General features: G+C 49.4%; 20 protein-coding genes and 1 tRNA gene. 9 read left to right on the forward strand and 12 right to left on the reverse strand.

Going from position 1 to position 26,555, the window contains the following annotated elements:
- Positions 1 to 11 precede the first annotated feature (11 nt).
- The gene (locus G465_RS13590; RefSeq protein WP_022653390.1) at positions 12 to 1,262 is read left to right on the forward strand and encodes a YihY family inner membrane protein; all 1,251 of its coding nucleotides are present in this window, start codon (positions 12 to 14) and stop codon (positions 1,260 to 1,262) included.
- Here the strand turns inward: G465_RS13590 and G465_RS0105020 are convergent.
- From G465_RS0105020 to aroC, 4 genes are read right to left on the reverse strand one after another with little or no spacing between them, the layout of a single operon-like run.
- Positions 1,239 to 2,816, reverse strand: coding sequence for an ABC transporter ATP-binding protein (locus G465_RS0105020; protein ID WP_022653391.1), 1,578 nt, complete (start codon positions 2,814 to 2,816; stop codon positions 1,239 to 1,241). The genes G465_RS13590 and G465_RS0105020 overlap by 24 nt on opposite strands.
- Positions 2,813 to 3,853, reverse strand: coding sequence for an ABC transporter permease (locus tag G465_RS0105025; RefSeq protein WP_022653392.1), 1,041 nt, complete (start codon positions 3,851 to 3,853; stop codon positions 2,813 to 2,815). Before G465_RS0105025 ends, G465_RS0105020 begins: the two co-directional genes overlap by 4 nt.
- Complete coding sequence (locus G465_RS0105030; protein ID WP_211213682.1) at positions 3,850 to 4,905, reverse strand: microcin C ABC transporter permease YejB; 1,056 nt, start codon at positions 4,903 to 4,905, stop codon at positions 3,850 to 3,852. Before G465_RS0105030 ends, G465_RS0105025 begins: the two co-directional genes overlap by 4 nt.
- 12 nt (positions 4,906 to 4,917) lie before the next feature.
- Positions 4,918 to 6,006, reverse strand: coding sequence for a chorismate synthase (gene aroC / locus G465_RS0105035; RefSeq protein WP_022653394.1), 1,089 nt, complete (start codon positions 6,004 to 6,006; stop codon positions 4,918 to 4,920).
- A 269-nt stretch (positions 6,007 to 6,275) separates the two neighbouring features.
- Between aroC and G465_RS0105040 the strand changes: the two genes are divergently transcribed.
- Positions 6,276 to 6,776, forward strand: coding sequence for a GIY-YIG nuclease family protein (locus G465_RS0105040; protein ID WP_155846493.1), 501 nt, complete (start codon positions 6,276 to 6,278; stop codon positions 6,774 to 6,776).
- 202 nt (positions 6,777 to 6,978) lie between these two features.
- On the opposite strand, the gene G465_RS0105045 is transcribed toward G465_RS0105040, so the two are convergent.
- Together G465_RS0105045 and G465_RS0105050 are read right to left on the reverse strand one after the other, a co-directional pair.
- Positions 6,979 to 7,341 carry a hypothetical protein gene (locus tag G465_RS0105045; RefSeq protein ID WP_155846494.1) on the reverse strand — a complete coding sequence of 121 codons (363 nt, stop codon included), beginning with the start codon at positions 7,339 to 7,341 and terminating at the stop codon, positions 6,979 to 6,981.
- A gap of 165 nt (positions 7,342 to 7,506) precedes the next feature.
- The gene (locus G465_RS0105050; protein WP_022653397.1) at positions 7,507 to 8,577 is read right to left on the reverse strand and encodes a cyclic nucleotide-binding domain-containing protein; all 1,071 of its coding nucleotides are present in this window, start codon (positions 8,575 to 8,577) and stop codon (positions 7,507 to 7,509) included.
- On the opposite strand from G465_RS0105050, the gene yaaA reads away from it, so the two are divergent.
- On the forward strand, positions 8,576 to 9,334 hold the full coding sequence (yaaA, locus tag G465_RS0105055; protein ID WP_022653398.1) for a peroxide stress protein YaaA: 759 nt from the start codon (positions 8,576 to 8,578) through the stop codon (positions 9,332 to 9,334). The genes G465_RS0105050 and yaaA overlap by 2 nt on opposite strands.
- An 81-nt stretch (positions 9,335 to 9,415) precedes the next feature.
- The gene (gene glnE, locus G465_RS0105060) at positions 9,416 to 12,091 is read left to right on the forward strand and encodes a bifunctional [glutamate--ammonia ligase]-adenylyl-L-tyrosine phosphorylase/[glutamate--ammonia-ligase] adenylyltransferase (protein WP_022653399.1); all 2,676 of its coding nucleotides are present in this window, start codon (positions 9,416 to 9,418) and stop codon (positions 12,089 to 12,091) included.
- Positions 12,092 to 12,197: 106 nt separating this feature from the next.
- On the opposite strand, the gene G465_RS0105065 is transcribed toward glnE, so the two are convergent.
- Positions 12,198 to 12,273: transfer RNA gene (locus tag G465_RS0105065), tRNA-Asn, on the reverse strand.
- A 185-nt stretch (positions 12,274 to 12,458) separates the two neighbouring features.
- On the opposite strand from G465_RS0105065, the gene G465_RS0105070 reads away from it, so the two are divergent.
- Both G465_RS0105070 and G465_RS0105075 read left to right on the forward strand, forming a co-directional pair.
- Positions 12,459 to 13,664 carry a cation:proton antiporter gene (locus G465_RS0105070; protein WP_022653400.1) on the forward strand — a complete coding sequence of 402 codons (1,206 nt, stop codon included), beginning with the start codon at positions 12,459 to 12,461 and terminating at the stop codon, positions 13,662 to 13,664.
- Positions 13,657 to 14,865, forward strand: coding sequence for a YbdK family carboxylate-amine ligase (locus tag G465_RS0105075; RefSeq protein WP_022653401.1), 1,209 nt, complete (start codon positions 13,657 to 13,659; stop codon positions 14,863 to 14,865). Before G465_RS0105070 ends, G465_RS0105075 begins: the two co-directional genes overlap by 8 nt.
- Here the strand turns inward: G465_RS0105075 and G465_RS0105080 are convergent.
- The 5 genes from G465_RS0105080 to G465_RS13600 are packed head-to-tail and all read right to left on the reverse strand — an operon-like array spanning position 14,846 to position 21,217.
- Complete coding sequence (locus tag G465_RS0105080) at positions 14,846 to 15,550, reverse strand: peptidoglycan DD-metalloendopeptidase family protein (protein WP_022653402.1); 705 nt, start codon at positions 15,548 to 15,550, stop codon at positions 14,846 to 14,848. The genes G465_RS0105075 and G465_RS0105080 overlap by 20 nt on opposite strands.
- A 9-nt stretch (positions 15,551 to 15,559) precedes the next feature.
- Positions 15,560 to 16,459 (reverse strand): class I SAM-dependent methyltransferase, encoded by a 900-nt coding sequence (locus G465_RS13595; RefSeq protein ID WP_022653403.1) that lies wholly within the window; start codon positions 16,457 to 16,459, stop codon positions 15,560 to 15,562.
- Positions 16,456 to 17,016, reverse strand: a complete 561-nt coding sequence (locus tag G465_RS0105090; protein WP_022653404.1) for a DUF1415 domain-containing protein — start codon at positions 17,014 to 17,016, stop codon at positions 16,456 to 16,458. Before G465_RS0105090 ends, G465_RS13595 begins: the two co-directional genes overlap by 4 nt.
- 50 nt (positions 17,017 to 17,066) lie before the next feature.
- Complete coding sequence (locus G465_RS0105095; RefSeq protein WP_022653405.1) at positions 17,067 to 17,990, reverse strand: diguanylate cyclase domain-containing protein; 924 nt, start codon at positions 17,988 to 17,990, stop codon at positions 17,067 to 17,069.
- A 41-nt stretch (positions 17,991 to 18,031) separates the two neighbouring features.
- The gene (locus tag G465_RS13600) at positions 18,032 to 21,217 is read right to left on the reverse strand and encodes a response regulator (RefSeq protein ID WP_081642697.1); all 3,186 of its coding nucleotides are present in this window, start codon (positions 21,215 to 21,217) and stop codon (positions 18,032 to 18,034) included.
- Between the two features lie 396 nt (positions 21,218 to 21,613).
- On the opposite strand from G465_RS13600, the gene G465_RS0105105 reads away from it, so the two are divergent.
- From G465_RS0105105 to G465_RS15350, 3 genes are all read left to right on the forward strand, one after another.
- The gene (locus tag G465_RS0105105; protein ID WP_022653406.1) at positions 21,614 to 24,442 is read left to right on the forward strand and encodes a ribonucleoside-diphosphate reductase subunit alpha; all 2,829 of its coding nucleotides are present in this window, start codon (positions 21,614 to 21,616) and stop codon (positions 24,440 to 24,442) included.
- Positions 24,443 to 24,517: 75 nt separating this feature from the next.
- Positions 24,518 to 25,582 carry a ribonucleotide-diphosphate reductase subunit beta gene (locus tag G465_RS0105110; protein WP_022653407.1) on the forward strand — a complete coding sequence of 355 codons (1,065 nt, stop codon included), beginning with the start codon at positions 24,518 to 24,520 and terminating at the stop codon, positions 25,580 to 25,582.
- 207 nt (positions 25,583 to 25,789) lie between these two features.
- A complete protein-coding gene (locus tag G465_RS15350; protein ID WP_022653408.1) occupies positions 25,790 to 26,029 on the forward strand; it encodes a hypothetical protein in 240 nt (79 codons plus the stop codon).
- The last annotated feature ends 526 nt before the right edge of the window (positions 26,030 to 26,555 follow it).

Genomic DNA, 26,555 nt, shown 5'->3' on the forward strand with positions numbered 1-26,555 from the left:
AAGAAAACTCAATGATAACGACAAACCGCTCTTTTCTGCCCTATCCCCTCGCCTTATGGTTGCGATGGCTGGAGATGATGGGATTTTTACGCTTTATTGGCCGGCGGTTGTTGGCCGATCGCTGTATTGAAGTCGCCGCTAGCCTGACCTTTACGACCTTGCTGTCATTTGTGCCACTGATTACGCTGACGCTGATTGTTGCCTCGGCTTTTCCGGTGTTCTCGGCCTATAGCGACAGCTTTAAGCAATTTTTACTGGAAAATCTAGTACCCGACTCAGCCACACGGATTATTACCGTCTACATGCGGCAATTTAGCGACAATGCCGGCAAATTAACCGCTGCCGGTTTGGCCATGCTGGCACTCACCGCCATCAGTTTAATGTTGACCATTGAACGGACATTTAATGCCATCTGGCGAGTAAAAAAATCACGCCCCCTAGCGCGGCAAATGTTGTTGTATTGGACGGTGTTAACCCTTGGGCCATTGCTGTTGGGCTTGGGTTTATCACTCACCAATGGTCTGAGTTCACCATTTACCGGTAAATGGCGTTGGATTGATGAGTGGTTGAGTTTAGCGGGATCGGCTTCGTTATCTGCGGTGGTGTTGCTGATTGTATATGGCCTGATTCCCAATCGCTTTGTGCCGTGGCCGCATGCGCTGATCGGGGCCATCACCACCGCCATCTTATTAACCCTCGCCAAACTTGGCTTTGCCCTATATGTCGAGATGGCACGTTCTTACCAACTGATTTACGGTGCGTTTGCCAGTTTTCCGATTTTGTTATTGTGGCTACAACTGATGTGGCTGTTGGTGCTGTTTGGGGCAGAGCTAACCGCTGGTTTGGGGTATTGGCAACATCGCGCATGGCAACGCCCTGGGGGGCACCAGCAACGGTTTCAAGATGCGCTTAATGCGTTGGTCTGTTTAGCTCAAGCACAACAACACGGCCATGAACTGAAACAAGCCGATTTCCGCGTCCATCTCCACACCGGCTATGATGAAATCGGTCATATTCTTGACTGTTTAGAACAGGCTAAATTGATTACCCGCACCCAAAACGAGGGCTGGGTTTTGTTGCGGCAACCCGATCATATCCAGCTCGATGCTCTATATGATGTGTTTATGATGCCAACTTTGCATAAAGAATCCTGTGCACACGATCAAGCTCTGCGGGTCCGTCTCAACCAAGCGCGGGCAGCGTTGGCTGTGTCCCTACAGCACTTTATCAGCGAGAGCTCACAAACCAGCCGCCCGCAATAAACTTTGGGTATAGGGATGTTGCGGCGTGTGAAATACCTGTTGGGCAGGGCCATATTCGACAATGTGGCCCTGTTTTAACACCAACACATGATGCGCCACTGCCCGCACCACTGGCAAATCATGGCTGATAAACAAATAGGCCAGTTGGTATTTTTGTTGTAGCTGCCGCAGCAAAGCCAACACTTGCGCCTGAATTGACATATCCAAGGCCGAAGTCGGTTCGTCTAACAACAGCAATTTAGGTTGTAACACCAAGGCCCGCGCAATCGCCAACCGCTGCCGCTGGCCTCCGGAAAATTCATGCGGATAACGCGATAACATATCTGCTGTCAGCCCAACATCTTGCAAAATCGCCACAATCCGCGCCAAGCGTTGCGATTCATCCAACTGCGGTTCGTGCAGTTGCAACCCCTCTTGCAGAATTTCGCTCATCGTCATGCGTGGTGACAGGCTGGAATAGGGATCTTGAAATACAATCTGGGCATGTCGCCTCCATTGTCGTAACGCCTGTTTGGACAGCGCAGACACGGTTTGCCCTTGCATCACTACTTCACCTTGTGCTGCTAAGAGCTGCAACACCGCCAAACCCAAAGTGGTTTTGCCCGAGCCAGATTCGCCAATAATGGCGAGGGTTTCCCCTTGCGGTAACTGAAAATCGACGCCCTGCAAAATCGGTACCGCCTCGCGCCGCCACCACCGCTGCCGCCGTGATACGGTTACAGTCAGTTGTTTTGCTGTCAATAGAATCGGCGCATTAGCCTGTGGCACGTCGTCCAGCGGTTGCGGTGTGCAGTTCAACAGATTTTTGGTGTAAGGATGTTGTGGATAGTGAAACAGATGTTCACAAGCTGCACTTTCGATTAACTCGCCCTGCTGCATCACTGCCACTCGATCAGCAAAACGCTGTACCAGCGAGAGATCGTGGGTAATCAACAACACCGCCATCCGCCGCTCGGCCTGTAGTTCGCTTAATAAGGCCATGATTTCACCGCGCATACTGACATCCAGCGCAGTGGTTGGCTCATCGGCAATCAATAATTCCGGCTCACCAGCCAACGCCATCGCAATCATCACCCGCTGCCGTTGACCACCCGATAATTGATGGGGATAGCGTTGGGCCAAGGTGGTTGGGTCGGGTAATTTCACCCGTTCTAATAATTCAATCGCTTGCGCCCACCCTTGGCGTGGAGATAAGCCGAGATGAATCCGTAACACTTCATAGATTTGCTCACCGACAGTATGCAAGGGATTGAGCGCAGTCATCGGCTCTTGAAACACCATCGCCACTCGTCGGCCACGAATTGTCCGCAATTGCGCTTCGTTGTAGCGCAACAAAGGTTCATCTTTTAAAAAAATCTCGCCTTCGTAACGGGCATCCGGTTGTAGCTTGAGAATCGCTTGTGCGGTTTGGGTTTTGCCAGATCCCGACTCACCAACCAAGGCCAATTTTTCACCCGCATACACACAAAGATTGACCGCTTTAACCACCTGCTGTTGGCCAAAAAATACCGATAGGTTGTCAATCCGCAGCAGCGGCAATTCAGCAAAACTCATCCTGCCGCCTTTCGGGTATCCAGCGCATCGCGCAGTCCTTCGCCAATAAAAATCAGCAGCAGCAAAGTGAAGGTCAACACCGCAAAAGTCGGCAAGGCAATCCACCACGCATCTAAGTTTTCTTTGCCTTGCGCCAGTAATTCACCCAAGCTCGGCGTTGAGGGCGGCACGCCCAAGCCTAAAAAGTCCAAGGACGTTAAAGCCAAAATAGCGCCGGAAATCCGAAACGGTAAAAAGGTAATCACTGGCGTTAATGAATTGGGTAACACATGGCGCCAGATAATTTGACGATGAGACAAACCCAAGGCACGGGCGGCAAGGACATATTCCATTTGGCGATTTTTCAAAAACTCTGCCCGCACATAGTCAGCCAAGCCCATCCAGCCAAACAGCGACAACAAGACAAATAACAACCACAGGCTAGGGGTAAACAGAGAGGCAAATAAAATCAGTAAATACAACTCTGGCAACGAGCCCCAAATCTCAATCAGACGTTGTAACCATAAATCCAAACGCCCAGCAAAATAACCCTGTATTGCGCCTGCCACAATGCCTAACAGTGTTCCAACCACAGTTAATGCCAAGGCAAACACCACACTGAGCCGAAAACCATATAACAAGCGCGCTGCAATATCGCGCCCCCGATCATCTGTCCCTAGCCAATGACGGGCATCGGGCGCGGCAGGGTTAGCGTATTCAGCATAATAATCAAGCGAATCAAAACGGTAGCGATTCGGCGGCCACAGTGCCCAATTATCGGCTTGCTGCAGCTGTTGTTGCACAAAAGGATCGTGATAGTCGGTGGGCGTGGCAAATTCACTGCCAAAAGTGGTTTCTGGATAGTCTTGCCACAGTGGGAAATACCATTGTTGTTGGTAATACACCACTAATGGCCGGTCATTCGACAGCCATTCAGCCCCTAGGCTGACCACAAACAACAGCATGAATAACCACAGGCTGTAATAGCCACGTTTATGTTGCCGAAAACGCAGCCAAGCACGGCGAGAAGGGGAAACAGAAAGCGGCAATTCACTCATCGGCCATGCCCCACCTGTTCAAATTGCACACGCGGATCGACCCAGACATAACAGAGATCAGATAACAACCGCGCCACCAGACCAATCAAGGTAAATAAGTACAGCGACCCCAGCACGACCGGATAATCACGCCGAATCACCGAGGTATAGGACAACAGCCCCAAACCATCGAGTGAAAACAGGGTTTCAATCAATAAGCTGCCGGTAAAAAATGCCCCTAAAAAAGCCGCTGGAAAACCAGTCACCAAGGGAATCATCGCATTGCGAAACACATGGCGATAAAGAATGGCATTTTCGGTCAGTCCTTTGGCGCGGGCAGTTAACACATATTGGCGGCGGATTTGTTCCTGAAAAGTGTGTTTGGTCAACAAAGTCATCACCGCCAAATTACCTACCACCGAAGCCGTAATCGGCAACACCATATGCCATAGGTAATCAACAATTTTGCCGCCCCAACTCAATTCTTCCCAATGGTCGGAGACCAAACCGCGCAACGGAAAAATCTGCCAAAAACTGCCACCACCAAACAACACCAACAACGCCAACCCCAATACAAACCCAGGGATGGCATAGCCAATCAAAATCACCGTGCTGCTGACCACATCAAACGCCGAGCCATCGCGTACCGCTTTGCGGATGCCGAGAGGAATGGAAATAAGATAAGTCAGAAAAAACGACCATAACCCCAAACTCATCGACACCGGCAATTTTGAAACGATCAATTCCCACACCGATTGGTGATGATAAAAGCTGTCGCCAAGGTCGAATTGCAGATACCGCCACACCATATCTAAAAAACGCTGTGGCGCTGGTTGGTCAAAACCATATAACGCTTTCAACGCCGCCAGTTTTTCTTCATCCAAGCCCCCTCGCGCCGAATATAGGCCGCTGCCGCCACTGTTGGCTTCACCTGCTGCGGCGCCTTTGAGTTCTTGCGCCAGTTGTTCAACTGGCCCACCCGGGACAAATTGGATAATGGCAAAGCTGAGCAATAAAATCCCCAACAACGTGGGGATCATCAACAGCAGCCGTTTGGCGATATAACGACCCAAGGACATGCGGTGTTATCCTGCAATGCGTGGGGTGGAAACCTGCACATCGCCACATTGGGCACGATGGCGCAAGGCATGATCGATTAACACCAAGGCCAGCATTGCCTCGGCAATCGGTGTTGCACGCAAACCAACACAAGGATCGTGGCGGCCGTGTGTTTCCATCAAAATCGGATTGCCTTGTTTATCAATCGAACGGCGAGGTTGAGCAATACTCGAGGTAGGCTTAATCGCCATCGACACTTCAATCGCCTGCCCAGTGGAAAGGCCACCCAAAATACCGCCGGCGTGGTTACTTAAAAAACCATCGGGGGTCAGTTCGTCGCCATGTTCGCTACCGCGTTGGGTCACCGAGGCAAACCCCGCGCCAATTTCCACCCCTTTGACAGCGTTAATGCTCATCATGGCGTAGGCAATATCAGCATCTAAACGATCAAACACTGGCTCACCCCATCCCACCGGCACCCCTTCCGCCACCACCCGCAAACACGCACCAATAGAATCTTGCGATTTACGGATGCTATCCATATACGCTTCCAGCTCAGGGACTTTGCTTTGGTCAGCGGCAAAGAAAGGATTATTCACCTCGTCCCACGAGACAAAAGGAATCTCAATGTCGCCGATTTGCGTGATATGACCACGAATCACGATACCGTATTGCTCGGCTAACCATTTCTTCGCAATCGCCCCCGCCGCCACTCGCACCGCCGTTTCCCGCGCCGAAGACCGCCCACCACCGCGAGGGTCGCGAATGCCGTATTTGTGCCAGTAGGTGTAATCAGCATGTCCGGGGCGGAAGGTATCAGCGATATTGCCATAGTCTTTGCTGCGTTGGTCGGTGTTACGAATCAGCAGGGCAATCGGGGTGCCGGTGGTTTTTCCTTCGTACACGCCGGATAAAATTTCTACGGTATCGGGTTCACGGCGTTGTGTGACATGGCGACTGGTGCCGGGTTTGCGGCGGTCGAGTTCGTGTTGAATATCCGCTTCGGACAAAGCCATGCCGGGAGGACAACCATCAACAACGCAACCAATCGCAGGGCCATGCGATTCGCCAAAACTGGTGACTGTGAACAATAAACCAAAGGTATTACCAGACATGGGGCACTTTCCGGAAATCAGAGATAGAAGACCGATTCTAACAAAGCCACCGCGACAACGGGGCAAAGTCCGGTGTGGATTCGAGTTGGGTTCAGGTGGTGGCTGAAGCAAATGCAAAACAGACTGCCTGTGTTAGGATTTATCGACGAAAAATTTTGGAGTTGTGAGATGGAGTGGGCAATCAGGGTGGTGTTTTTTTGAGATACAACTATTGTATTAACTATCCAAAACAAAAGTCATAACAAATTTAACTTGTAAAATCGGTGATTGTGAGATATCTTCTTTTCGACCGTAAATTACTGTTAAAACATATATTACGAATTAGGGTAAATTGCATAAATGAATCAACTCATTCAATCAATGTTGAGCTTCAGTTTCTCCAAATCAGGAAATATAATCTTGGATTCTCAAGAAATACTATATTTCAAGAAATACTATATTTTAATCTCGATCAAAAAAAAGCAGATCATGGATGGGTTTACATCTGGCTTGAGATAAATAAAGATGAAGTCAAGGTGGTTTACGTAGGTAAAGCTGGAAAAACCCTTCAACAACGTTGTCAAGAACATCGCAGGGGTTTCAAGAATAGCGTTACTGGCAAAGCTCATGCAGAACGTATTCGTGAAGGTATAAAAATGGGTAAGCATTACGAGCTGTGGTCGAGGAAAGCTCAGGTTACCACGCTTTTTGAAGAGGAAAATATTTCAATGGTTGAAATAGAGGAAAGAGCTTTCATTCAAAAATTCTGTCCTGCTTGGAATAAGATTTAACCAAGTACTGTGGTTGGATTGCTGGTTACTTAGCAACCTAACACCAACCCACAACGATAAAATAAATTTAGGCTTTGTAACCTAATCTACAAATTGCCACATATTCTCAATTTTCCGCGAAAAGCCGTTGCCAGCGGGATTTCGCCATATTGGGCATCACGAAAAAAAGGATGGTTGCACTTTAGCGACCATCCCAGTCAAATCAAGCCTGATTTGCAAACAACTGCTGTCGAATTCGCTCAGTAATTTCCTTTTCTACTTTTTCTCTCTCCTCTGGCGGCAGCGCCGCTAACTGATCTTCAGTGAGGCCCATTTCCCGCAAAATTTTTTCTCGCAAACGTTGCTCTGGCGATTTTTTTAAAAACTCAAACAACTCATCACGGGCGCTTTTTGTTGGCGCGGTGGGTGTAGTTGATGTGGTTTTTTGCGATGAGGACGTCGATTGCGTATCGCGCTGTGTTGTCGCCTGTGCCATCGCCTGTTGAAAAGTCGCTGCACTTTGTGCCGAAGTGGTTCGGCGTGACGCTGCAGCTGAATTCACCACAGATTGATTTTCAATTTTCATAGACCTGATCTCAGACAAAAAAACAATCTGTCCATTGCAATCAATATGCCAAGCCATTTAAGGTGTTTTCTTGCATAAAAGCGGCAAAAAATCCCGCAAAACTCCCGAAACGGCGGCATTTTTTGGCATGGATTGCCGCTACCTCAGCCCTGCTAACACATGATCTTAAGCAATCGCCGCTTGCAAACTCTGATTGGTTGCCAACAGACGCTGCGCCAACACCGTTGCCACCGTCTGATGCAAACAAATCGCCAACTGAGGCTGGTGTTGTTCTAGGGCAGCAATCGCCTGTGGAGATAAACACAACACCGTTAGCGCACTGTCTGCCACGACTGCGGCACTGGTCGGACGCTGCAAATAGTGGCTCATTTCGCCAATCACCGTTCCTTCGGTAAATCGCCGTAGCCGAATCGGTTTGCCCATCCGATCATGACTGCGCACCGACACACTGCCGTGTACGATAAAGTACAAACCAGAAGCCGCCTGTCCCTCTGCAATCAACACTGACTCTGCAGCCACCTCGCGCAATTTGCCATAAGGCAACAACGCTGCCGAAAGGCTAACCACCGGTTGTGGTGTAGTCGTGGGTGTGAATAGGGAGTGCTGTTGAAGATAACCGTCTTCTGCAGCTTCGAGCGCATGGTCTAAATCAAGGTAGATATGTTCAAAATCGGGCAGCGCACTGGCTAAGGCCTGTTGCACGTCTGGCGATAGACCCGCAAAAAAGACCGTGCCTTGCTGTTGTTGCACACGGCGAATGATTTTACGAAACACTGCTGCCGCTGACGCATCAATCCCTTGCACCCGTCTAAAATCCAAAATCAGATACGAAATATTGGCCTCGTTCTGTAAGGCAGTGATGACTTGTTTATCGACGCGATGTGCCGAGCCAAAAAAGATAAACCCTTCTAACTCCAAGCCCAGCAACCATTGCGGTTGTTGGGTTAACCGTTCCCGTTCAACTGCAGCACGATCAATACGCGATGGGGCATTCGCAGCATTAAATTGAATCTGTACCACCGGCAATAGACTGTAATCACGCAGAAAAATCACCACTGCCAGCACTACCCCGAACAAAGTGCCAACGCTGAAGCCAGCGACATTGATCGTCAAAACTGCGCGCTTTGCATGGCAAAGAAGAGGGGATAAATCATAGACAAAATTACCGCATATAGCAAGATTCAGAATGGCGGTACAATCCACAACATCGCCCCATTCCACAAGGTTCTTTGCCATGTTAATGCTGATTTCCCCCGCTAAAACCCTCGACCTCGATACTCCCTACCAACTGCCCCACCACACCGAGCCCGAGCTATTGCCACAAGCGGCAGAGCTGGTTGCCGTGTTACGACAAAAAACGCCGGCGGAATTGGCCGAGCTGATGCAGATCAGCGATAAATTAGCCTACCTAAACTTCACCCGCTACCACGATTGGCAACTGCCACAACCGCAAGACACCCGTGCCGCGCTGTATACCTTTATGGGTGATGTGTATGAAGGTCTGGATGCTGCCAGTTTAGACAGCGCAGGACAGTCATTTGCCCAACGCCACTTGCGTATCTTATCGGGCTTGTATGGTGTATTACGTCCGTTTGACCGGATGCAAGCCTATCGCTTGGAAATGGGCACACGGTTGCTCAATCCACGCGGGAAAAACTTGTATCAATTTTGGGGCGAACGCATCAGCACCACCTTGCACCACACCTTAACCGAGCTGAGCTCGCAGCAACTGATTAACCTCGCTTCTGAGGAATACTTCAAATCGGTAACACCTAATCCAGCTTTTGATGTCATCACGCCGGTGTTCGAAGAGCAAAAAAATGGGGGTTATAAAATCGTTGCTATCCACGCGAAACAGGCGCGGGGGCTGATGGTGCGCTTTGCTATTGACCACCGTATTCAAAACCCTGAACAGCTCAAACAATTTGACCGCGAAGGCTATCAATTTGCCCCTGATGCGTCTGATACCCGCCGTTGGGTGTTCCGTCGCTAACTTGTGTCTCATCAAGCAGACGAATCTCATTTATTGCTTCAGCATTCGTGCGAAAATGGTATGAGTTTCTAGGAGAATGCGATGTCTTATGCCCCTGCTGTCAGCCGTGCCCTTGGTCATAGCCACTACTTACGACGCTTGTTCGATTCTGCCCCAGATGTTGCACAAGATATTCTGCGCCATCACGACCAGCCTTTTACCCAAGAGGCAATGTTGGCGCGGTTACAAGACATTCCTGCACATGATGAGGACGCCTTAAAGCGCAGTTTGCGTAAATTGCGGCAGGCGGTGATGGCACGCTTGATTGTGCGTGATGTGGGTGGTTTGACTGATACCGATGAAGTCTTGACCACCATTAGCCTGCTGGCTGATGTTGCTGTCGATACCGCCCACCGCCATATTGAGGCCACCTTATTAGCGCAATATGGCCAACCGATTGGTAGTGACAGCAACACGCCTCAATCGATGATTGTGGTCGGCATGGGTAAGCTAGGTGGGTATGAGCTGAACGTCAGTTCGGATATTGATCTGATTTTTCTCTATCCAGAAAACGGCGAAACCAACGGCTCGCGCAGTCTCTCCAATCAAGAATTTTTCACCCGTTTGGGTAAGCGTCTGATTGCTGCGATTGCTGAACCAACTGGCGATGGCTTTGTGTTCCGTGTCGATATGCGGCTGCGGCCTTATGGCGATTCGGGGCCGTTGGTGATGAATTTCAATGCATTTGAAAATTATCTGCTCAGCCAAGGACGGGAATGGGAACGCTACGCTTGGATCAAAGGCCGGATTATCAGCGGTGAAGATCAAGGTCTATCCGATATTGTGCGACCTTTTGTCTATCGCAAATATCTCGATTACAACGCCTATGGTGCCATGCGTGATTTATATGCCCAAATCCAACGCGAAGTGGCGCGGCGTGATATGGCCGACAATATCAAACTCGGGCCCGGTGGTATCCGCGAGGTTGAGTTTATTGCCCAAGTATTTCAGTTGATTCGCGGTGGCCGTGAGCCTCGGTTACAGACACGTTCAACTCGCACCGCTTTGCAAGAATTAGCCAATTTGAAATTGTTGGAAACCGATACGGTTGATGAGTTACAACAAGCCTATCGTTTTCTGCGTGATTTAGAGCATCGCTTACAGTATTTAGACGATCAGCAAACACAGACCCTACCCACTCAAGCCGAGATGCAAACCCGAATTGCAGAAAGCATGGATTATCCGGGGTGGGATGGTTTTATTGCCTCGTTAAATCGCTTGCGTAACCAAGTCCACCGTCACTTTGAACAAGTCTTTGTCCTGCCATCGGATGACCATAGTTCACATCCGCTTACCAGCTTGTGGCAGGATGCCGGCGGCGAACCCAGTGATGAACAAGAAAACCGCTTGGCGATCTTGGGCTATCACCATGCGCGTGAAACCGCCCGCCATCTGACAACGCTGGCAAATAGCCAACGCTATCGTCAGTTGCCAGACACCAACCGCAAGCGTTTTGACAGTTTGATTCCTTCTCTTATTGAAGTGGCAGCAGGGTTTGCTAACCCCGATGAAACCTTGGTGCGTATTTTAAGTTTGATGGAAACCATCAGCCGGCGGGGGCCATATTTGGCTTTGCTAAATGAATATCCACAAACCCTGCGCCGCTTAGCTACCCTTTATTCTGCCAGCCCGTGGGTATCGAACTATCTCAACCGCCACCCGATTTTGCTGGATGAATTGCTCGATGCGCGAGTGCTATACGCTGAACCAAACTGGGAACAGTTAACTACTGAACTTGACGAAAAACTGACGGCCTGCGGTAAAGATGTGGAGGCGAAGATGGACACCCTGCGCCATTTCCAACATGCGCAGCAATTTCGTTTAGTGGCGCAGGATTTGGCAGGGATGTGGCCATTAGAGGCGCTGTCAGACCAAATTTCGCTGTTGGCTGATACCGTATTAGCTGCCACGCTGAAACATGCTTGGTTAGATATTTCAAAACGCCATATCGAGGTGCCGAAATTTACGATTGTCGGTTATGGAAAACTCGGCGGCAAAGAATTGGGCTATGTATCTGATTTAGATATTATTTTTCTGTATGATGATCACCACCCCGATGCAGCAGATTTGTATGCGCGGCTGGCGCGTAAACTGTCAACTTGGCTGACGGCAACCACCCCTGCCGGTGTGTTATATGACATTGATTTACGGCTGCGTCCAGATGGCGCATCTGGTTTGCTGGTCAGTACGGTAGAGGCATTCCGCAATTATCAACAGAAAAAAGCATGGCTATGGGAACACCAAGCGCTGACTCGTGCCCGTTTTGTGGCGGGGGATGTGCATATCGGCGATCAGTTTGAAAAAATCCGCTTTGAAGTCCTCGCCGCGCCACGCAACCGCGAAGTGCTCCGGCAAGAAGTATTGGGGATGCGGGAAAAAATGCGTGATAGCCACCCTGCTGTCGATCATGACATCAAACATGCCCACGGCGGCATCATCGATCTTGAATTTTTAGTGCAATATCTGGTGCTGGCGCATTCGCACTATTTCCCCGAACTAACGGGCAATATTGGCAATATTGCGCTGTTGGGATTGGCGGCGAATGCTGATTTAATCGACCGCGAGTTAGCCGAAGCAGGGCAAGCGGCTTATCGCCATTATCGCCGCTTACAGCATTCCAAACGCTTGAACGAAGCACCGAAAGTCGAAGTCGATCAGGTGTTACGGCAACACTATGCCGCAGTGCAAAAACTATGGGCTGAGGTTTTTGCGGTATGAAAATAGCTAACGGGCGCATTATCGCGCCCGTTTTTTATCAGTTCGACCGCTGGTTGACTTGATAAAAAAGAAAAGCCCCCCAATTCTGTGGGGCTTTCTTGAATTCTGGCTCCTCGACCTGGGCTCGAACCAGGGACCTACGGATTAACAGTCCGGCGCTCTACCGACTGAGCTATCGAGGAATCGTTGCAGTGCATCGATAGGTCGGCATAATAGACATCCAATCACCGTTTGTCAACAGCTTTCGGCTTCTTTTTCTGAAAAAAGCTTAATAAATGTTAACGGTATAACAGTTTTTTATTGACTACTGTTATACAGATCAGGCAGCCTTAGCGGCTCTCACAAAGAATGAGTGGAGAAATACCGTATGTTCAGTGAAGAACACTCATGGTGGGCTGGGGCGTTGACCTTGGATTCCTTGGGCGCCTTTGGTTTGGTGTTAGCGCTTGGCGTGCTCGGGGGACAATTGGTACATCGAGTGCTCCATCTTCCCGCCTTAACCGGCTATTTACTCACCGGATTATTGCTTGGCCCTGCTGGATTAAACCTATTATCACGAACGGTGTTGGGTGATATTCAGCTGTTTGTCGATTTGGCCCTTGGTTTGTTTTTATTCGAGCTAGGACGGCGTTTAGATGTGCGGTGGTTGCTGCATGATCGTGGCTTATTGTGGTCGAGCCTCCTCACTAGCACATTAGTCTTTGTTGCCCTGCTTGGGCTGATGATGGGATTGGGCTTGCCGTCTGGTTTAGCCAGCTTAGCGGCAGCAATGGGTAGCGCCAGCTCACCGCCGATTCTGTTACATCTGATTCGCGAGATGCGCGCCGAGGGGCAAGTCAGTGAGCGTACCTTAGTGTTTACGGCGGTCAATAATCTATTTGCTTTGGTGTTGTTCACCGCCGGCATCTCTGCTTTACAACTGGCTGGCGAATTTGCTATTGCCACCACCGCTTTCACTGATTTTCTACGGTTATTGGCCGGTTCGTTAGGGCTTGGCGTGGTGATGGCCTTGCTGTCGATTCCATTAAGCCGCTGGTTAGGGCGCGAAGCGATTACACAAAACGCCCTGTTATTGGCCTTAATCGCCTTAACCGTCGGTTTGTCAGTGAAGTTTTCTTTATCACCTTTGATTGCCGCATTGGCGTTGGGCTGTCTTAGCCGTGTGTTAGATCGCGGTTACAACATCATCGAGCCCAATTTAGAAGGCTTGGGTCATATTTTATTCTTGGTGTTTTTTGTCTATTCCGGTGCGGTGTTGGTCCCTGAACACTTTATTGCCATGTGGCCGGTGGCATTGGCTTTCTTGGGGTTACGGGCGGTGGTGTTGATGGGCAGCGGGGTGGCATTTTCACGTTGGAATGGCCTGTCATGGCGGCGCGGCGGCTGTTTGGGCTTGACCCTATTTCCGGTTTCCAGCAGTACGTTATTGCTGATGTTGCACATTGGCAGCTTATTCCCAGCGTTTGGTGCGCAATTGTCTGGTCTGATGTTGGCCTTGGTTTTGTGTTCAGATTTACTGGGCCCGATTGTGGCGCGGGTCGGTTTAATCGCATCAGGAGAAACCCGTGACTGATTTAACCCATACTGTGGCGATGTTGCCTTCTCTGACCGTTCCCACCGTTGACCCTGAACCGATGCTATTGTTTCAATCTTCATCACCCTTGACCATGGGCGTGGAATTGGAGCTGATGATTGTCAATGTCCGCGACTTTAATTTGACGCGGGGATCGGATGATTTGCTGCACTTAATTAACCGCAAGCCACATGGCTACGATATTAAGCCAGAGATCACCGAGGGCATGATTGAGATTGGTTCGGCGATTCATACCTCAACCGATGCTTTATTGGCCGAATTACGCGCTATTCGCTCGCTGTTGGTTGGGGCGGCAGAACGGTTGAATTTGGCGTTGGCCGGTGGCGGCGCACACCCGTTTCAACATTGGGATGACCAACGGATTTACCCAAAAGAGCGTTATCGTTTAGTCGGTGAATTGTATGGTTATCTGGCCAAACAATTTACGGTCTATGGTCAACACGTCCACATTGGGTGTCCAAACGGTGATTGGGCGGTGCATTTAACCCATTATTTATCGCGCTATATTCCGCACTTTATCGCCTTGAGCGCCTCCTCGCCTTTTTATCAAGGCGTCGATACCCGTTTCCAAACCTCACGCTTAACCAGCGTCAACGCCTTTCCGCTGTCGGGTTCGATGCCGTGTGTCAACGATTGGGACAGCTTTAATCAATATTTTCAAAACATGGCGAAGCTTGGCATTGTTGCCAGCATGAAAGACTTTTACTGGGACATTCGGCCAAAACCGGAATATGGCACAGTGGAAGTGCGGATTTGTGATACGCCACTGAGTATTGAAAATGCGGTGTTATTGGCCGGTTATATTCGCTTATTGGCGAAACATTGTTTTGCCCAGCCCATGCAGCCCACCGAGGCCCACAGCTATTTGACCTATACCTATAACCGTTTTCAAGCCTGCCGTTTTGGCTTTGAAGGGGTATTGGTCAAGCCATTAGAAGGCACACAAACTTCGGTGTTGGAAGATATTTTGGTCACGCTCGACCAACTGCGTGGGGTATCGGAATCGGTAGAAGAAGACTGTATTTTGGCTGCTTTGCGCGAACGCACGCTAGCGCGAGATTCTGATAGCGATTGGTTACGTCAAGCCTATGCTCGCACCCACTCGCTTAGCGATGTCGTGCGGCGACAGGCAGAACGCTGGATGTATGGTCGAGAGCGTGTTATTGGAAATAGGCGCTAGGATCAATCGGTTTGCCGCGATAGCGCAGCTCGAAATGCAACAGAGGTTTACCGCCGTGGCTGCCCATTTCGGCGATGGTTTGTCCGGTGCTGATGGTTTGCCCATCGCGGGCCAATAATTTGCTGTTGTGGGCATACACAGTCAGGTAATCTTTATTATGTTTAATAATCAACATATTACCGTATTGCCGGATGCCGCTGCCGGCATATACCACCTTGCCAGGGGCCGCCGCTAAAATCGGTGTCCCCACCGCCCCTGCAATATCCACCCCATTGGTTGTCGTATTGAAATTTCCGAGTTTGCCGCCGCTTACCGGCATGGCTAAGCGGATGCCCGCTTGTGCAGGGGCGGCAACAGGTTCTTTGGGTGTGGGACGTAATACTGGGGCACGGGGAGGAGTTGAGCTTGCTGCCGCTGTCGGCGGAACTACGCGCAACACCTGCCCCACTTCAATTTGGCTGGCGTCGGCAAGATTGTTCCACTTCACCAACGTGCTGACGCTCTGCCCCCAACGCCTTGCAATCCGAAATAAAGTATCACCTGCTTGAACGCGATAATAGCCCGGTTCAACCGGTGCGTTGATATCGACACCGGCAGAAGGCGTGGTTGAAGACGCACACCCATACAGCACAGTTAAGGCTAAGGTGGCAACGGCAAGGGGGCGGAGGAAATCAGCAGCAGTCATGGCGCCTGATTATACAGCTTCTTGCTCACCTTGGGCGGCAGCCGGCATTTCGGGTAAAAAGCGCGGGGTGAGTTCTTCTAATCCAAACTCTTGCAAAATGGCTAACAAACGTTGCCGCGCATTGCCGCGCCGTTGTCCGGTATAGCGGGCAATGATCAGCTCGTTTTTCATCGAGTGTTCCCAACCCACCAATTCGGTGACTGTAACTTGATAGCCATAGGCCTCTAATGCCAAACAGCGCAAAACATTGGTGAGATGGCTGCCAAATTCACGCGTGTGGATAGCATGTCGCCACATTTCGGACAATGAAGTTTGTCCCAACATTTTATTTTTATGTTGGCGTAACACAGCAGCGACCTCGGCCTGACAACACGGCACCAAGACAATAAAACGGGCTTTTTTATGCAAGGCAAAGCGGATGGCATCGTCAGTTGCCGTATTGCACGCATGTAACGCCGTCACCATGTCGATTTGCGCGGGCAAGTCAGGCGAAGTAATGGACGCTTCCACGCTGAGATTGAGAAAGCTCATCCGAGGGAATTGCAAATGCTCGGCTAATTCTTGCGACCGTTGTACTAGCTCTTGCCGTGTCTCAATCCCAAAAATATGGCCGATTTCACGCTGTTTGAAAAACAAATCGTACAGAATAAAACCGAGATACGACTTCCCTGCGCCGTGATCGGCAAGGGTACAAGGTGTGGCAGCGTCTGCCAGTTCTTGTAATAACGGCTCGATAAATTGATAGAGATGGTAAACCTGCTTCAGTTTACGGCGGCTGTCTTGGTTGAGCTGGCCGTCACGGGTCAGGATGTGCAAGGCTTTTAATAATTCAACCGATTGCCCTTCGCGGACTTCCGGCGGTAATACCGCTGGCCGATAGGGGGTATTTTTTTTCTTTTTGTCGCTCATGCCGAGGGTTTCCCTGTTGGAATGCCGAGTGCTTGCCAACCTGCCAAACCGAGGCTTTCCATGGTGGCGATATTGCGTTCAAAAATAGTATCGGGGTTGTCAATTTGACTCACCACCCGCGCAATACTTTCTTCGCGAATTAAATGCAGCGTGGGATAGGGCGAACGATTGGTGTAGTTGCTGATGTCGTCTGGCTCAGTGTCGGCAAACTGAAAATCGGGATGAAAACTGGCCACTTGAATCACCCCTTCTAAACCCTGATCGGCTGGCGCCGCTTCGGCGATTTGCAGCACATCGTTAAATTCTAAGAAATCAGGGAATAGCGTCGGGTGAATCAATAAGGTGGTATCGATGTCGCTGGCCGGTGTCGCTGCCAATAACGCTAATTCATCATCCAGCTCTTCTAAAAACTGGTCGAGATGTTGCGCTTGGCTGACCACAAAGCGAATTTGGTTTTTGACATACACCGCTTTAGCAAATGGGCACAGATTTAACCCAATCACTGCTTTTTCTAACCAAATTTTGGTTGCGGCAATCACTTCTTCAGGCGTAGACATGTGCAATTCCTGACAAAAGCACAAGTTTAACGCAACCAGCGGCAAGGGATTTAGCCAATCTCAGTCCGATTACGCCCAGAATGTTTGGCACGATATAAGGCTTGATCGGCGCGTTCTAACAAACTATCAGGGGCCAAGCCACCATCGGGCACCAACGAGGCTAAGCCAATGCTGGCGGTAATCATCGGCGCGGTGGGCGAGGTGTGATGCGGTATGGCGATTTCTGCTAAGGCTTGATGAATCTTAGCGGCAACCACCATCGCGTGTTCGGTATCGGTTTCGGATAACAGGACAGCAAATTCCTCACCACCATAGCGGGCGGCAAGATCACTGCTCCGTTGAATGGTTTGACTTAATAAATCACCAAAACGTTGCAATGCCTCGTCACCTGCTTGATGACCGTAATGGTCGTTATACAGCTTGAAATGATCCACATCTATTAGCATTAAACTGAGTGAACGTTGATTACGTTGACAACGTCGCCATTCACGTTGGTACTGTTCATCAAAACAGCGCCGGTTACCGATACCAGTTAAGCCGTCCGATAAGGTAAGTCTTCGTAATAGATCTGTTTGTCGTTTTAAAGTAAGGTGAGTACGTACCCGTGCTTGCACAATCGAGGGATTGACCGGTTTGCTGATGAAATCTACTGCACCGATATCCAGCGCACGTGTTTCGTCTTGAACATCAGTCAGTGCAGTAATAAAAATGATCGGAATATCTGCTGTCAAGGGGTCATGCTTAAGTTTAGTGCAGACAGTATAACCATCCATCTCGGGCATCACCGCATCCAATAAAATCAGGTCGGGGGCTCGAGTTTGCGCTAACTCAATTGCCTTATCTCCTTTCAGAGCAAACAGCACCTCGTGTTGTTCCTTCAAGATATTGTTCAACACCAGCACGTTTTCCATCATGTCATCCACAATCAGAATACGGCCGCGTAAAGGCAGGTCTGTCGAAAACGAAGTTGGCATCAGAAAGGCTCTCGGCAAGTCGGGTTAACAACAGATTACAATCAAGCAGCAGGAAGTTGATTCAGTGCAGTTTCAAAGTCCAGCGATTCCACCGCACCGAGCAAGGCTGCCGCAGCAGGTTTGCCTAATGTGGCTTCCCAGCGCGCTAAATCGTTGCGAATTATCTCTAGCGCGGCAAGATTATATTCCAGTAACAAAGCCCGTAAGGCATTTATTTCTGTGTGATTGAAAGTGGCATGAGTCTCATCATTTGCATGAGAGTTATTCTCATTTTTTAGCTGCTGTTGAATAAAGTGTGCTGATTGTACAACTTCTTCTAATGCCGTTCGCAAGCGGAAACAATCTTGGGCGCGAGGGAAAGGGGCGGCAGCTTTTGCAGCCGACTCCGCCTGTGCCACACACTCGGCAAGATGCACCGCCCCGAGGTTAGCCGCCGCACCGCGTAGGCGGTGCAAAATCTGTACGGTTTGCTCTTGGCGGCCGGCTTCCCAATGTTGGAGAGCATCTTCAATACTGTCTTGCTGTGTCTCAGCAAACCGCACCAGTAATTGCGCTAATAAACGGGCATCGCCAACCCGCGCCAGCGAGGCTGCGACATCAATGCCTGCCAATTTATCTGGTAGATGAAATTCGGTTTTGCTGGCGGTTGTTGCCACTGGCAGCAGGGGTTGTACTTGAAAGCCGGTGCTGTCCAATAGGGTTTGGAACAGAATATCCGCCTCCACCGGCTTGCTGACGTGAGCATTCATGCCGGCATCCAGTGCCTCTTGCCGATCGCTGACCATCGCGTTAGCGGTCATAGCAATAATCGGCAGCTCGGTTAAACCCAAACCCTGACGGATGGCGCGGGTGGCGGTGTAGCCATCCATCACCGGCATTTGCACATCCATTAACACCGCATCAAATGCGGTCGGTTTGCGTTTCAAACATTGCACTGCTTCACGGCCATTCTCTGCCACTTCCACCACCGCACCAGCACGGCCTAATAATTGGCAGGCGACCAATTGATTAATTTCGTTATCTTCAACCAATAAGACGTGCATACCTTGTAAGCGGCCTTCGAGCTGGCTGATTTTGGCTGGGGTATCGGGGCTGCGGAGATGTTGGTCTTGATTGCGCGCCCGAATCACGGCATCGAACACCATCGATGGGGTAACCGGTTTGGATAGCAGTCCGTTGAGTTCTAAATCGCCGGCGGCTTGTTCTAATTCTTCTAAATTGGCCGCCGTCAGCATCAAAATCACCGGCGGGAGTTGGTTCGGGTGATGATGTTTTGCATAGCGCATCATCTCGAGGCCATCCATCCCCGGCATCTGCCAATCTAAAAATAATAGGTCATAGCTTTGCTGTGCCTGATTGAGATAAGACAGCCCCTCTTCTGCCGAGGCTGCTAAATCGGCCAACCAACCAAACGAGCGACAGAGTTGTTGTAACACCATGCGCGAGGTTTCATTGTCATCGACAATCAACACTTTAAGATCGTGCATTTCATGGCGTGTTGGCGTGGGTTTAAGCGCGGCGCTCTCTGGTAAACGGCGGAATTGGGCGGTAAAGCGGAAAGTGCTGCCCTGACCAAGCTGGCTCTCTACCAAAATTTCGCCATCCATCATGTGTACCAGCCGTTGGCTAATCACCAACCCCAAACCGGTGCCACCAAAGCGGCGAGTGGTGGAGGCGTCGGCCTGACTAAAGGCATTAAACAGATTGCGTAATTGTTCGGGACTCATCCCAATACCAGTATCGCGGACGACAAAACCCAATTCGACCTTATTTCCTTCTTGCCGCAATAATTTGATACTGAGCACCACTTCACCGGCGTGGGTGAATTTAATCGCATTGCCGGTTAAGTTGATTAGCACCTGCTGCAAGCGCAGGGCATCACCTGCCAATTGTCGAGGCACATCGGGATCGATTTGAAAGATGGTTTCAATGCCTTTATCGCGGGCATTGGTGGACATAATCGCACTTAAATTGCGTAACAATTCATCCATCGCAAACGGCACATCTTCTAATTCCAAACGCCCCGCTTCGATTTTCGAGAAATCTAAAATATCGTTCAGAATGCCTAACAACGAACGAGCCGAGCGTTGAATTTTGTCGAGATAATCGCGCTCGCGTTGGCCTAGTTCGCCATCTTCCATCAACTGCGCCAAGCCCAAAATGGCATTCATCGGTGTGCGAATTTCATGGCTCATATTGGCTAAAAACTCGCCCTTGGCTTGACTAGCGCGTTCGGCATCTTCTTTAGCACGCAATAGTGCCGCTTCGTTATTACGCAATGCTCGTTCTTGTTCATCCCGTTGTGAGAGTTGCTTTTGCAGCAAATAGTGGGCAAGCCAAATCGAGATGATAAAAATCATCCAACCAAAACCGACAATCCACGCATTGCGCTGCCAGTTCTGCAAAATCACGTCTTTTTCACGGGTAACGTACATAAAGAACGGATAACGCTGGATGCGTTGCATGTGCGCCAACCGCACTTTGCCATCGAGTCCCTGATCCACTTCAAACTGCACGCTTTGGTGTTGAAACCAACTTTCTGGCCCGATAAGTGGTGTACCAATGCGTGATAACACCAGTGGTGTGCGGGTGACTAGGGTGCGATCGTGATGGGCTAATGCGACAGCGGCATCAGGCAAGCCGCGTAACTGATCGAGGCGATAGGCCAATTTAATGATGTCAATCGCCGCCACTACCACACCAGCAAACTCACCATCGCTGGTTTCTAAGCGCCGGCTAATGGTGAACACCTTAGCCCCAGGTCGTAAAGCAGAGTCAAAGACCGGACTGACATAGGGCTTAAACAGCGTATTTTTTTGGTGAAAAACAAAATAAGGGCGTTGCTGTAGATTGAGCTGTTGTTCTGCCAAGGCAGAGTTGCGAGCAAAACCATCGCGGTCAATCACGACAATATGTTGTAGATAGGGGGTTTGTTGTATCCGCACATCAATCGCGGTGCGAATCGCCTCGGTGACGTGCAACACATCTTGATTGCGAACATGGCGCTGGGTGATTTCTAACACGCTGTCGAGGCCATCGAATGATTGTTCGATAAAGGCCTGATAGGTGAGCGAAAGATTCGTCGCACCGGCATAGGCTTGGGCAATATCACGCTGGCGGCTACTGTAAAGCCACAGCCCATAGAGGACGGTGATAAATAGCGTCAGCACGATGGTGGCTAATGTAAGCCCACGCCGTAGGGAAAGAGTTCGTAGAGAAACAAGCATGCTAATACGCTGCTTAAATCGAAAAAGTAGACCGACAATTTACCATTATCACGGTGCCTTCTGCCATGCTTTTACAATTTAAGATACCTCCATTATGCCGTTTTATTCTTTTGTTCGATTAAATAAAACTTTTTCTGCAGCGTCATAACCCACTTTGCTTAGCGTGTTGGTATCGGTTGTGGCAACTTCAGCACATGGCGAATTTTGAGCTGTCTGTCAAGATTGTGTTGTCCCGCGCAACCCACTACAATTTGTGCCATTAAACAACGACACAACTATATGTTGTGTTTTTTTGTTGCGTTCTGCCGTATTAAAAACTGCGCTTGTACCTGAATTTTTGCGGTTTTTTTCCAGCTTAATTCCCCTTTTTCGCCTTTATTTCAGAGAGATCGCTGCATGTCCACGTCTGTTGCCGATTCCGCACGTCAATCGTATGCCAACTACAAAACCATTCGTCGCAATGGCGCAGTAGTTGATTTTGAACCTTCGAAAATTTCCGTTGCCATGAGCAAGGCCTTTCTTGCTGTCAGCGGTCAACGTGGGTTGAGCAGTGCCCGTATACGGGATGAAGTGGCTGTGTTAACCGAGCAGGTGGTCAGTGCACTCTTGCGTCGTAAGCCAGAAGGTGGCGCGATTCACATTGAAGAAATTCAAGACCAAGTTGAATTGGCGCTGATGCGTTCAGGAGAACACGAAGTGGCACGCGCCTATGTTTTGTATCGTGAAGAACGCTCACGTCAACGCGCCCAACAAAAAGCACAAGCCGCCGAACCCGTCGAGGTGCCGGTGTTGCATGTGGTGGATCGTCACGGGCAGAGCCAGCCATTGGATATGGCACAACTGCGCGCCCTGATTACGGCGGCGTGTGAAGGCTTAGAAACCGAAACCCAACCTGAACACATTCTCAGCGAAACGCTGAAGAACCTGTATGACGGGGTGTCAGTGGATGAGGTGAATAAATCCGCCATCTTGGCCGCGCGCGCCATGATTGAGCAAGATCCGGCCTATGACAAAGTCACTGCCCGTTTATTGCTGAACACCATCCGCCTCGATATTTTGGGTGAAACCATCAGCCCAAGCGACATGGCCGTGCGTTATCCCGATTATTTTGTGTCGTTTATCCGTCGTGGTATTGATGCCGAGCTGTTAGATGAACGCTTAGCCGAATATGACTTGCCACGCTTGGGCGAGGCATTACAACCAGAACGTGACAACCAATTTGGCTATCTCGGCCTACAAACCCTGTTTGATCGCTATTTCTTACACATCGACGGTCAGCGTATCGAAATGCCACAGGCGTTCTTTATGCGGGTGGCGATGGGGCTGGCGCTGAATGAAAGCGACCGGAATGCACGCGCAATTGAGTTCTATCAGGTGTTGTCCTCGTTTGACTTTATGTCCTCGACGCCCACCCTCTTTAACTCCGGCACCCGCCGCAGTCAGCTATCTAGCTGTTATCTGACAACGATTTCGGATGATCTCGATGGCATTTACGAAGGGATTAAAGAAAATGCGCTGTTGTCGAAATTTGCCGGTGGTTTGGGCAATGACTGGACAGCGGTACGCGCATTAGGCAGCCATATCAAAGGCACAAATGGTAAATCGCAAGGCGTGGTGCCGTTCTTAAAAGTGGTGAATGACACTGCGGTAGCGGTGAACCAAGGCGGCAAACGCCGTGGTGCGGTGTGTGCCTATTTAGAGACATGGCACTTAGACATTGAAGAATTCTTAGAGCTGCGTAAAAACACCGGCGATGACCGCCGCCGCACGCACGATATGAACACCGCCAACTGGATTCCCGACTTGTTTATGAAACGAGTGATGGAAAATGGCGAGTGGACGTTGTTCACCCCAAGCGAATGCCCAGATTTACACGACAAATACGGTAATGAATTTGAACAAGCCTATCTTGCCTACGAAGCGAAAGCGGCGCGTGGTGAGATGAAAATGTTCAAAAAGCTGCCGGCGGTAACGCTGTGGCGCAAAATGTTGTCGATGTTGTTTGAAACTGGCCACCCTTGGCTGACTTTCAAAGACCCTTGCAACCTGCGCAGCCCACAACAACACATGGGCGTGGTGCATAGTTCTAACCTGTGTACCGAAATCACACTGAACACCAATGAAGAAGAAATTGCGGTGTGTAATTTGGGTTCGGTGAACTTGGTCAATCACATGCGTGATGGTGAGCTCGATAGCGAGAAACTCAAACGCACCATCCGTACCGCGATGCGGATGTTGGACAATGTGATCGACATCAACTTCTATCCAGTACAAAAAGCCCGCAATGCCAACTTGAAACATCGTCCAGTCGGTTTGGGCATTATGGGTTTCCAAGATTGTCTGCACTTAAAGCGAGTGCCGTATGCCAGCCATGAAGCGGTTGAATTTGCCGACCGTTCGATGGAGTTGGTGGCCTATCATGCTTATTGGGCATCGACAGAGCTGGCGCAAGAACGGGGCCGTTATGCGTCCTATCCAAACAGCCTGTGGGATCGTGGCATTTTGCCGCAGGATTCGATTGGCTTATTGGCCGACACCCGTGGCCAATATTTGCAAATGGATCGCTCCAGCCACTTAGATTGGACAGAACTGCGGTCGCGGATTGCCGAATATGGAATGCGCAACTCCAATTGTTTGGCGATTGCCCCCACCGCCACCATTGCCAACATTATTGGCGTGTCTGCGTCGATTGAACCGACCTATCAAAACCTGTTTGTGAAATCGAACCTGTCCGGTGAATTCACGGTGGTGAATGAATATCTGGTGCGCGATTTGAAAGCGCGGGGGTTGTGGGATGAGGTGATGGTATCAGATTTGAAATACTTCGATGGCAGCCTTGGCCCGATTGACCGCGTTCCGGCCGACTTGCGTGCCGTATATGCCACCGCCTTTGAAATTGACCCACGCTGGTTAGTCGATGCCGCCAGCCGCCGGCAAAAATGGATTGACCAAGCACAGTCATTAAACATTTATATGGCCGGTGCCTCTGGTAAGAAATTGGATGAGTTGTATAAACATGCTTGGATTAGCGGTTTGAAAACGACTTATTACCTGCGCACGTTGGCGGCAACGGCAGCAGAAAAATCGACTGGGCGCGGTGGTGAGTTGAACGCAGTTCCTGCAGCAGCGTCTTATTCTGCTCCTGCAGTAGCCGAACCAGAATTGCCAGCAACCGATATGAAATTCTGCTCCATCGATAACCCTGATTGTGAGTCGTGCCAATAAACGCAGCGTAAAAAATCATTTGAATTTGGCGCGGAGTAATCTGCGCCAAATTCTTAAACAAATTGGAGAGTGATTGTGAGTTTAAGTTTTGATGATGTGGCAGTAGCCAGTCCAACAAGTGCCGAAGGTCGTGTGAATGCGGTTGATAAGCGGATTATCAACGGTAAAACCGACGTCAATCAATTAGTGCCATTTAAATACAAATGGGCATGGGAAAAATATCTCGCACAGTGTGCTAACCACTGGATGCCGCAAGAAGTCAATATGCAGCGCGATATTGAACAGTGGAAATCCGGCCAACTGTCTGCTGATGAAATGCGCGTGGTAAAACGCAACCTCGGCTTTTTTGTTACAGCCGATAGCCTTGCGGCAAATAATATTGTGTTGGGCACTTATCGCCAAATTACCGCGCCAGAATGCCGACAGTTTTTACTGCGCCAAGCGTTTGACGAAGCCATCCATACCCATGCTTATCAATATATTGTTGAGTCATTGGGTTTGGATGAAGGCGAAGTATTTAACGCCTATCACGAAATCCCATCGATTCGAAATAAAGATAATTTCTTAATTCCATTTATCGATGCTCTGACCAATCCAGAATTCAAAACCGGTACCTTAGAAAACGATCAAACTTTATTAAAATCATTGATTGTCTTTGCCTGCATTATGGAAGGTTTGTTCTTCTATGTGGGTTTTGTGCAAATTTTGGCATTAGGCCGACAAAATAAAATGACCGGTGCGGCGGAGCAATATCAATATATTTTGCGTGATGAGTCGATGCACTGCAATTTTGGTATTGATATGATTAACACCATTAAGCTGGAAAACCCTCATTTGTGGACTGAGGCTTTCCAAAAAGAGATTACTGAGCTATTTGAGCAGGCGGTTGATTTAGAATATGCCTATGCTGAAGACACCATGCCACGCGGTATTTTGGGTTTGAATGCGCCGATGTTTAAAGAATACCTACGCTTTATTTGTAACCGCCGGATGGTGCAAATTGGGTTGCCGGAGTTATTCCCAGGTGCAAACAATCCTTTCCCGTGGATGAGCGAGATGATTGATTTGAAGAAAGAGAAGAATTTCTTTGAAACGCGGGTAACGGAATATCAAACCGGTGGTGCGTTGAACTGGGATTGACCGTCGAAATCGACCGAGTGCAGGGTAAGAAATTGCCTGCATAAAAACCAAAGGCCAGCATGATGCTGACCTTTGGTGGCAGAAGGAAAATGTTGGTTACAAATCCCTACTACTCTTCTGGATGGGGATCGAGAAGGTACACTGAGAATAGATTTATCGCAACCGATAGTTTTCTTCTGAAATTTTTTAATCTTTCAGGAGAGTCTAATGACTACCTCAAAAAAAGTTGCTACCGCAGCTTCAAAAATACTTCGTAGTTCGTCTACTGGCATTCGTTCTAAAGCGTCTGCGGCAAGTGCCTTGTCTCAAACTAATGCTCCCAATAAACATACATCCAGTGCTGTAGCAAGTGCAGCATCTTCAGTTTTAACAGATGGACGTACAAGTAAAGCCTCCAAATCGGCTGCTGCTAGTGCGTTATCTCAGGTCAGACGTAAGAAATCTTAAAACTTAAGGCAACCTTGTAGGGTGGATAAGCGTAGCGCATCCGCCAGTAGTGTAGGCACCGGTTTTGTGCCCACCATTTTTAATTTGGTTGCTTAATGATTGTTTTGGGTGGATGCACTACGTTTATCCACCCTACAAAGTAAAAATAATTAAATTCGTTGGATTAGGGTGAATTCATTAGGTTTATTCACCTGATTGTTTAAGGCAACCTTGTAGGGCGGATAAGCGTAGCGCATCCGCCAGTAGTGTGGGCACCGATTTTGTGTCCATCATTTTTAATTTGGTTGCTTAATGATTGTTTTGGGTGGATGCACTCCGTTTATCCACCCTACAAAGTAAAAATAATTAAATCCGTTGGTTTAGGGTGAATTCATTAGGTTTATTCACCTGATTGTTTAAGGCAACCTTGTAGGGCGGATAAGCGTAGCGCATCCGCCAGTAGTGTGGGCACCAGTTTTGTGCCCATCATTTTTAATTTGGTTGTTCGATGATTGTTTTGGGTGGATGCACTGCATTTATCCACCCT

The organism is Aquaspirillum serpens DSM 68, assembly GCF_000420525.1.
GTDB lineage: Bacteria > Pseudomonadota > Gammaproteobacteria > Burkholderiales > Aquaspirillaceae > Aquaspirillum > Aquaspirillum serpens.

Bases quoted from the DNA above. Each gene is read 5' to 3' on its own strand.
- G465_RS13595 (WP_022653403.1), bottom strand. From the start codon at position 16,459: ATGAGCGACAAAAAGAAAAAAAATACCCCCTATCGGCCAGCGGTATTA.
- G465_RS0105080 (WP_022653402.1), bottom strand. From the start codon at position 15,550: ATGACTGCTGCTGATTTCCTCCGCCCCCTTGCCGTTGCCACCTTAGCC.
- G465_RS0105095 (WP_022653405.1), bottom strand. From the start codon at position 17,990: ATGCCAACTTCGTTTTCGACAGACCTGCCTTTACGCGGCCGTATTCTG.
- G465_RS0105020 (WP_022653391.1), bottom strand. From the start codon at position 2,816: ATGAGTTTTGCTGAATTGCCGCTGCTGCGGATTGACAACCTATCGGTA.
- yaaA (WP_022653398.1), top strand. From the start codon at position 8,576: ATGTTAATGCTGATTTCCCCCGCTAAAACCCTCGACCTCGATACTCCC.
- G465_RS0105105 (WP_022653406.1), top strand. From the start codon at position 21,614: ATGTCCACGTCTGTTGCCGATTCCGCACGTCAATCGTATGCCAACTAC.
- aroC (WP_022653394.1), bottom strand. From the start codon at position 6,006: ATGTCTGGTAATACCTTTGGTTTATTGTTCACAGTCACCAGTTTTGGC.
- G465_RS0105025 (WP_022653392.1), bottom strand. From the start codon at position 3,853: ATGAGTGAATTGCCGCTTTCTGTTTCCCCTTCTCGCCGTGCTTGGCTG.
- G465_RS0105050 (WP_022653397.1), bottom strand. From the start codon at position 8,577: ATGGCAAAGAACCTTGTGGAATGGGGCGATGTTGTGGATTGTACCGCC.
- G465_RS0105045 (WP_155846494.1), bottom strand. From the start codon at position 7,341: ATGAAAATTGAAAATCAATCTGTGGTGAATTCAGCTGCAGCGTCACGC.
- G465_RS15350 (WP_022653408.1), top strand. From the start codon at position 25,790: ATGACTACCTCAAAAAAAGTTGCTACCGCAGCTTCAAAAATACTTCGT.
- G465_RS0105070 (WP_022653400.1), top strand. From the start codon at position 12,459: ATGTTCAGTGAAGAACACTCATGGTGGGCTGGGGCGTTGACCTTGGAT.
- G465_RS0105090 (WP_022653404.1), bottom strand. From the start codon at position 17,016: ATGTCTACGCCTGAAGAAGTGATTGCCGCAACCAAAATTTGGTTAGAA.
- G465_RS13600 (WP_081642697.1), bottom strand. From the start codon at position 21,217: ATGCTTGTTTCTCTACGAACTCTTTCCCTACGGCGTGGGCTTACATTA.
- G465_RS13590 (WP_022653390.1), top strand. From the start codon at position 12: ATGATAACGACAAACCGCTCTTTTCTGCCCTATCCCCTCGCCTTATGG.
- glnE (WP_022653399.1), top strand. From the start codon at position 9,416: ATGTCTTATGCCCCTGCTGTCAGCCGTGCCCTTGGTCATAGCCACTAC.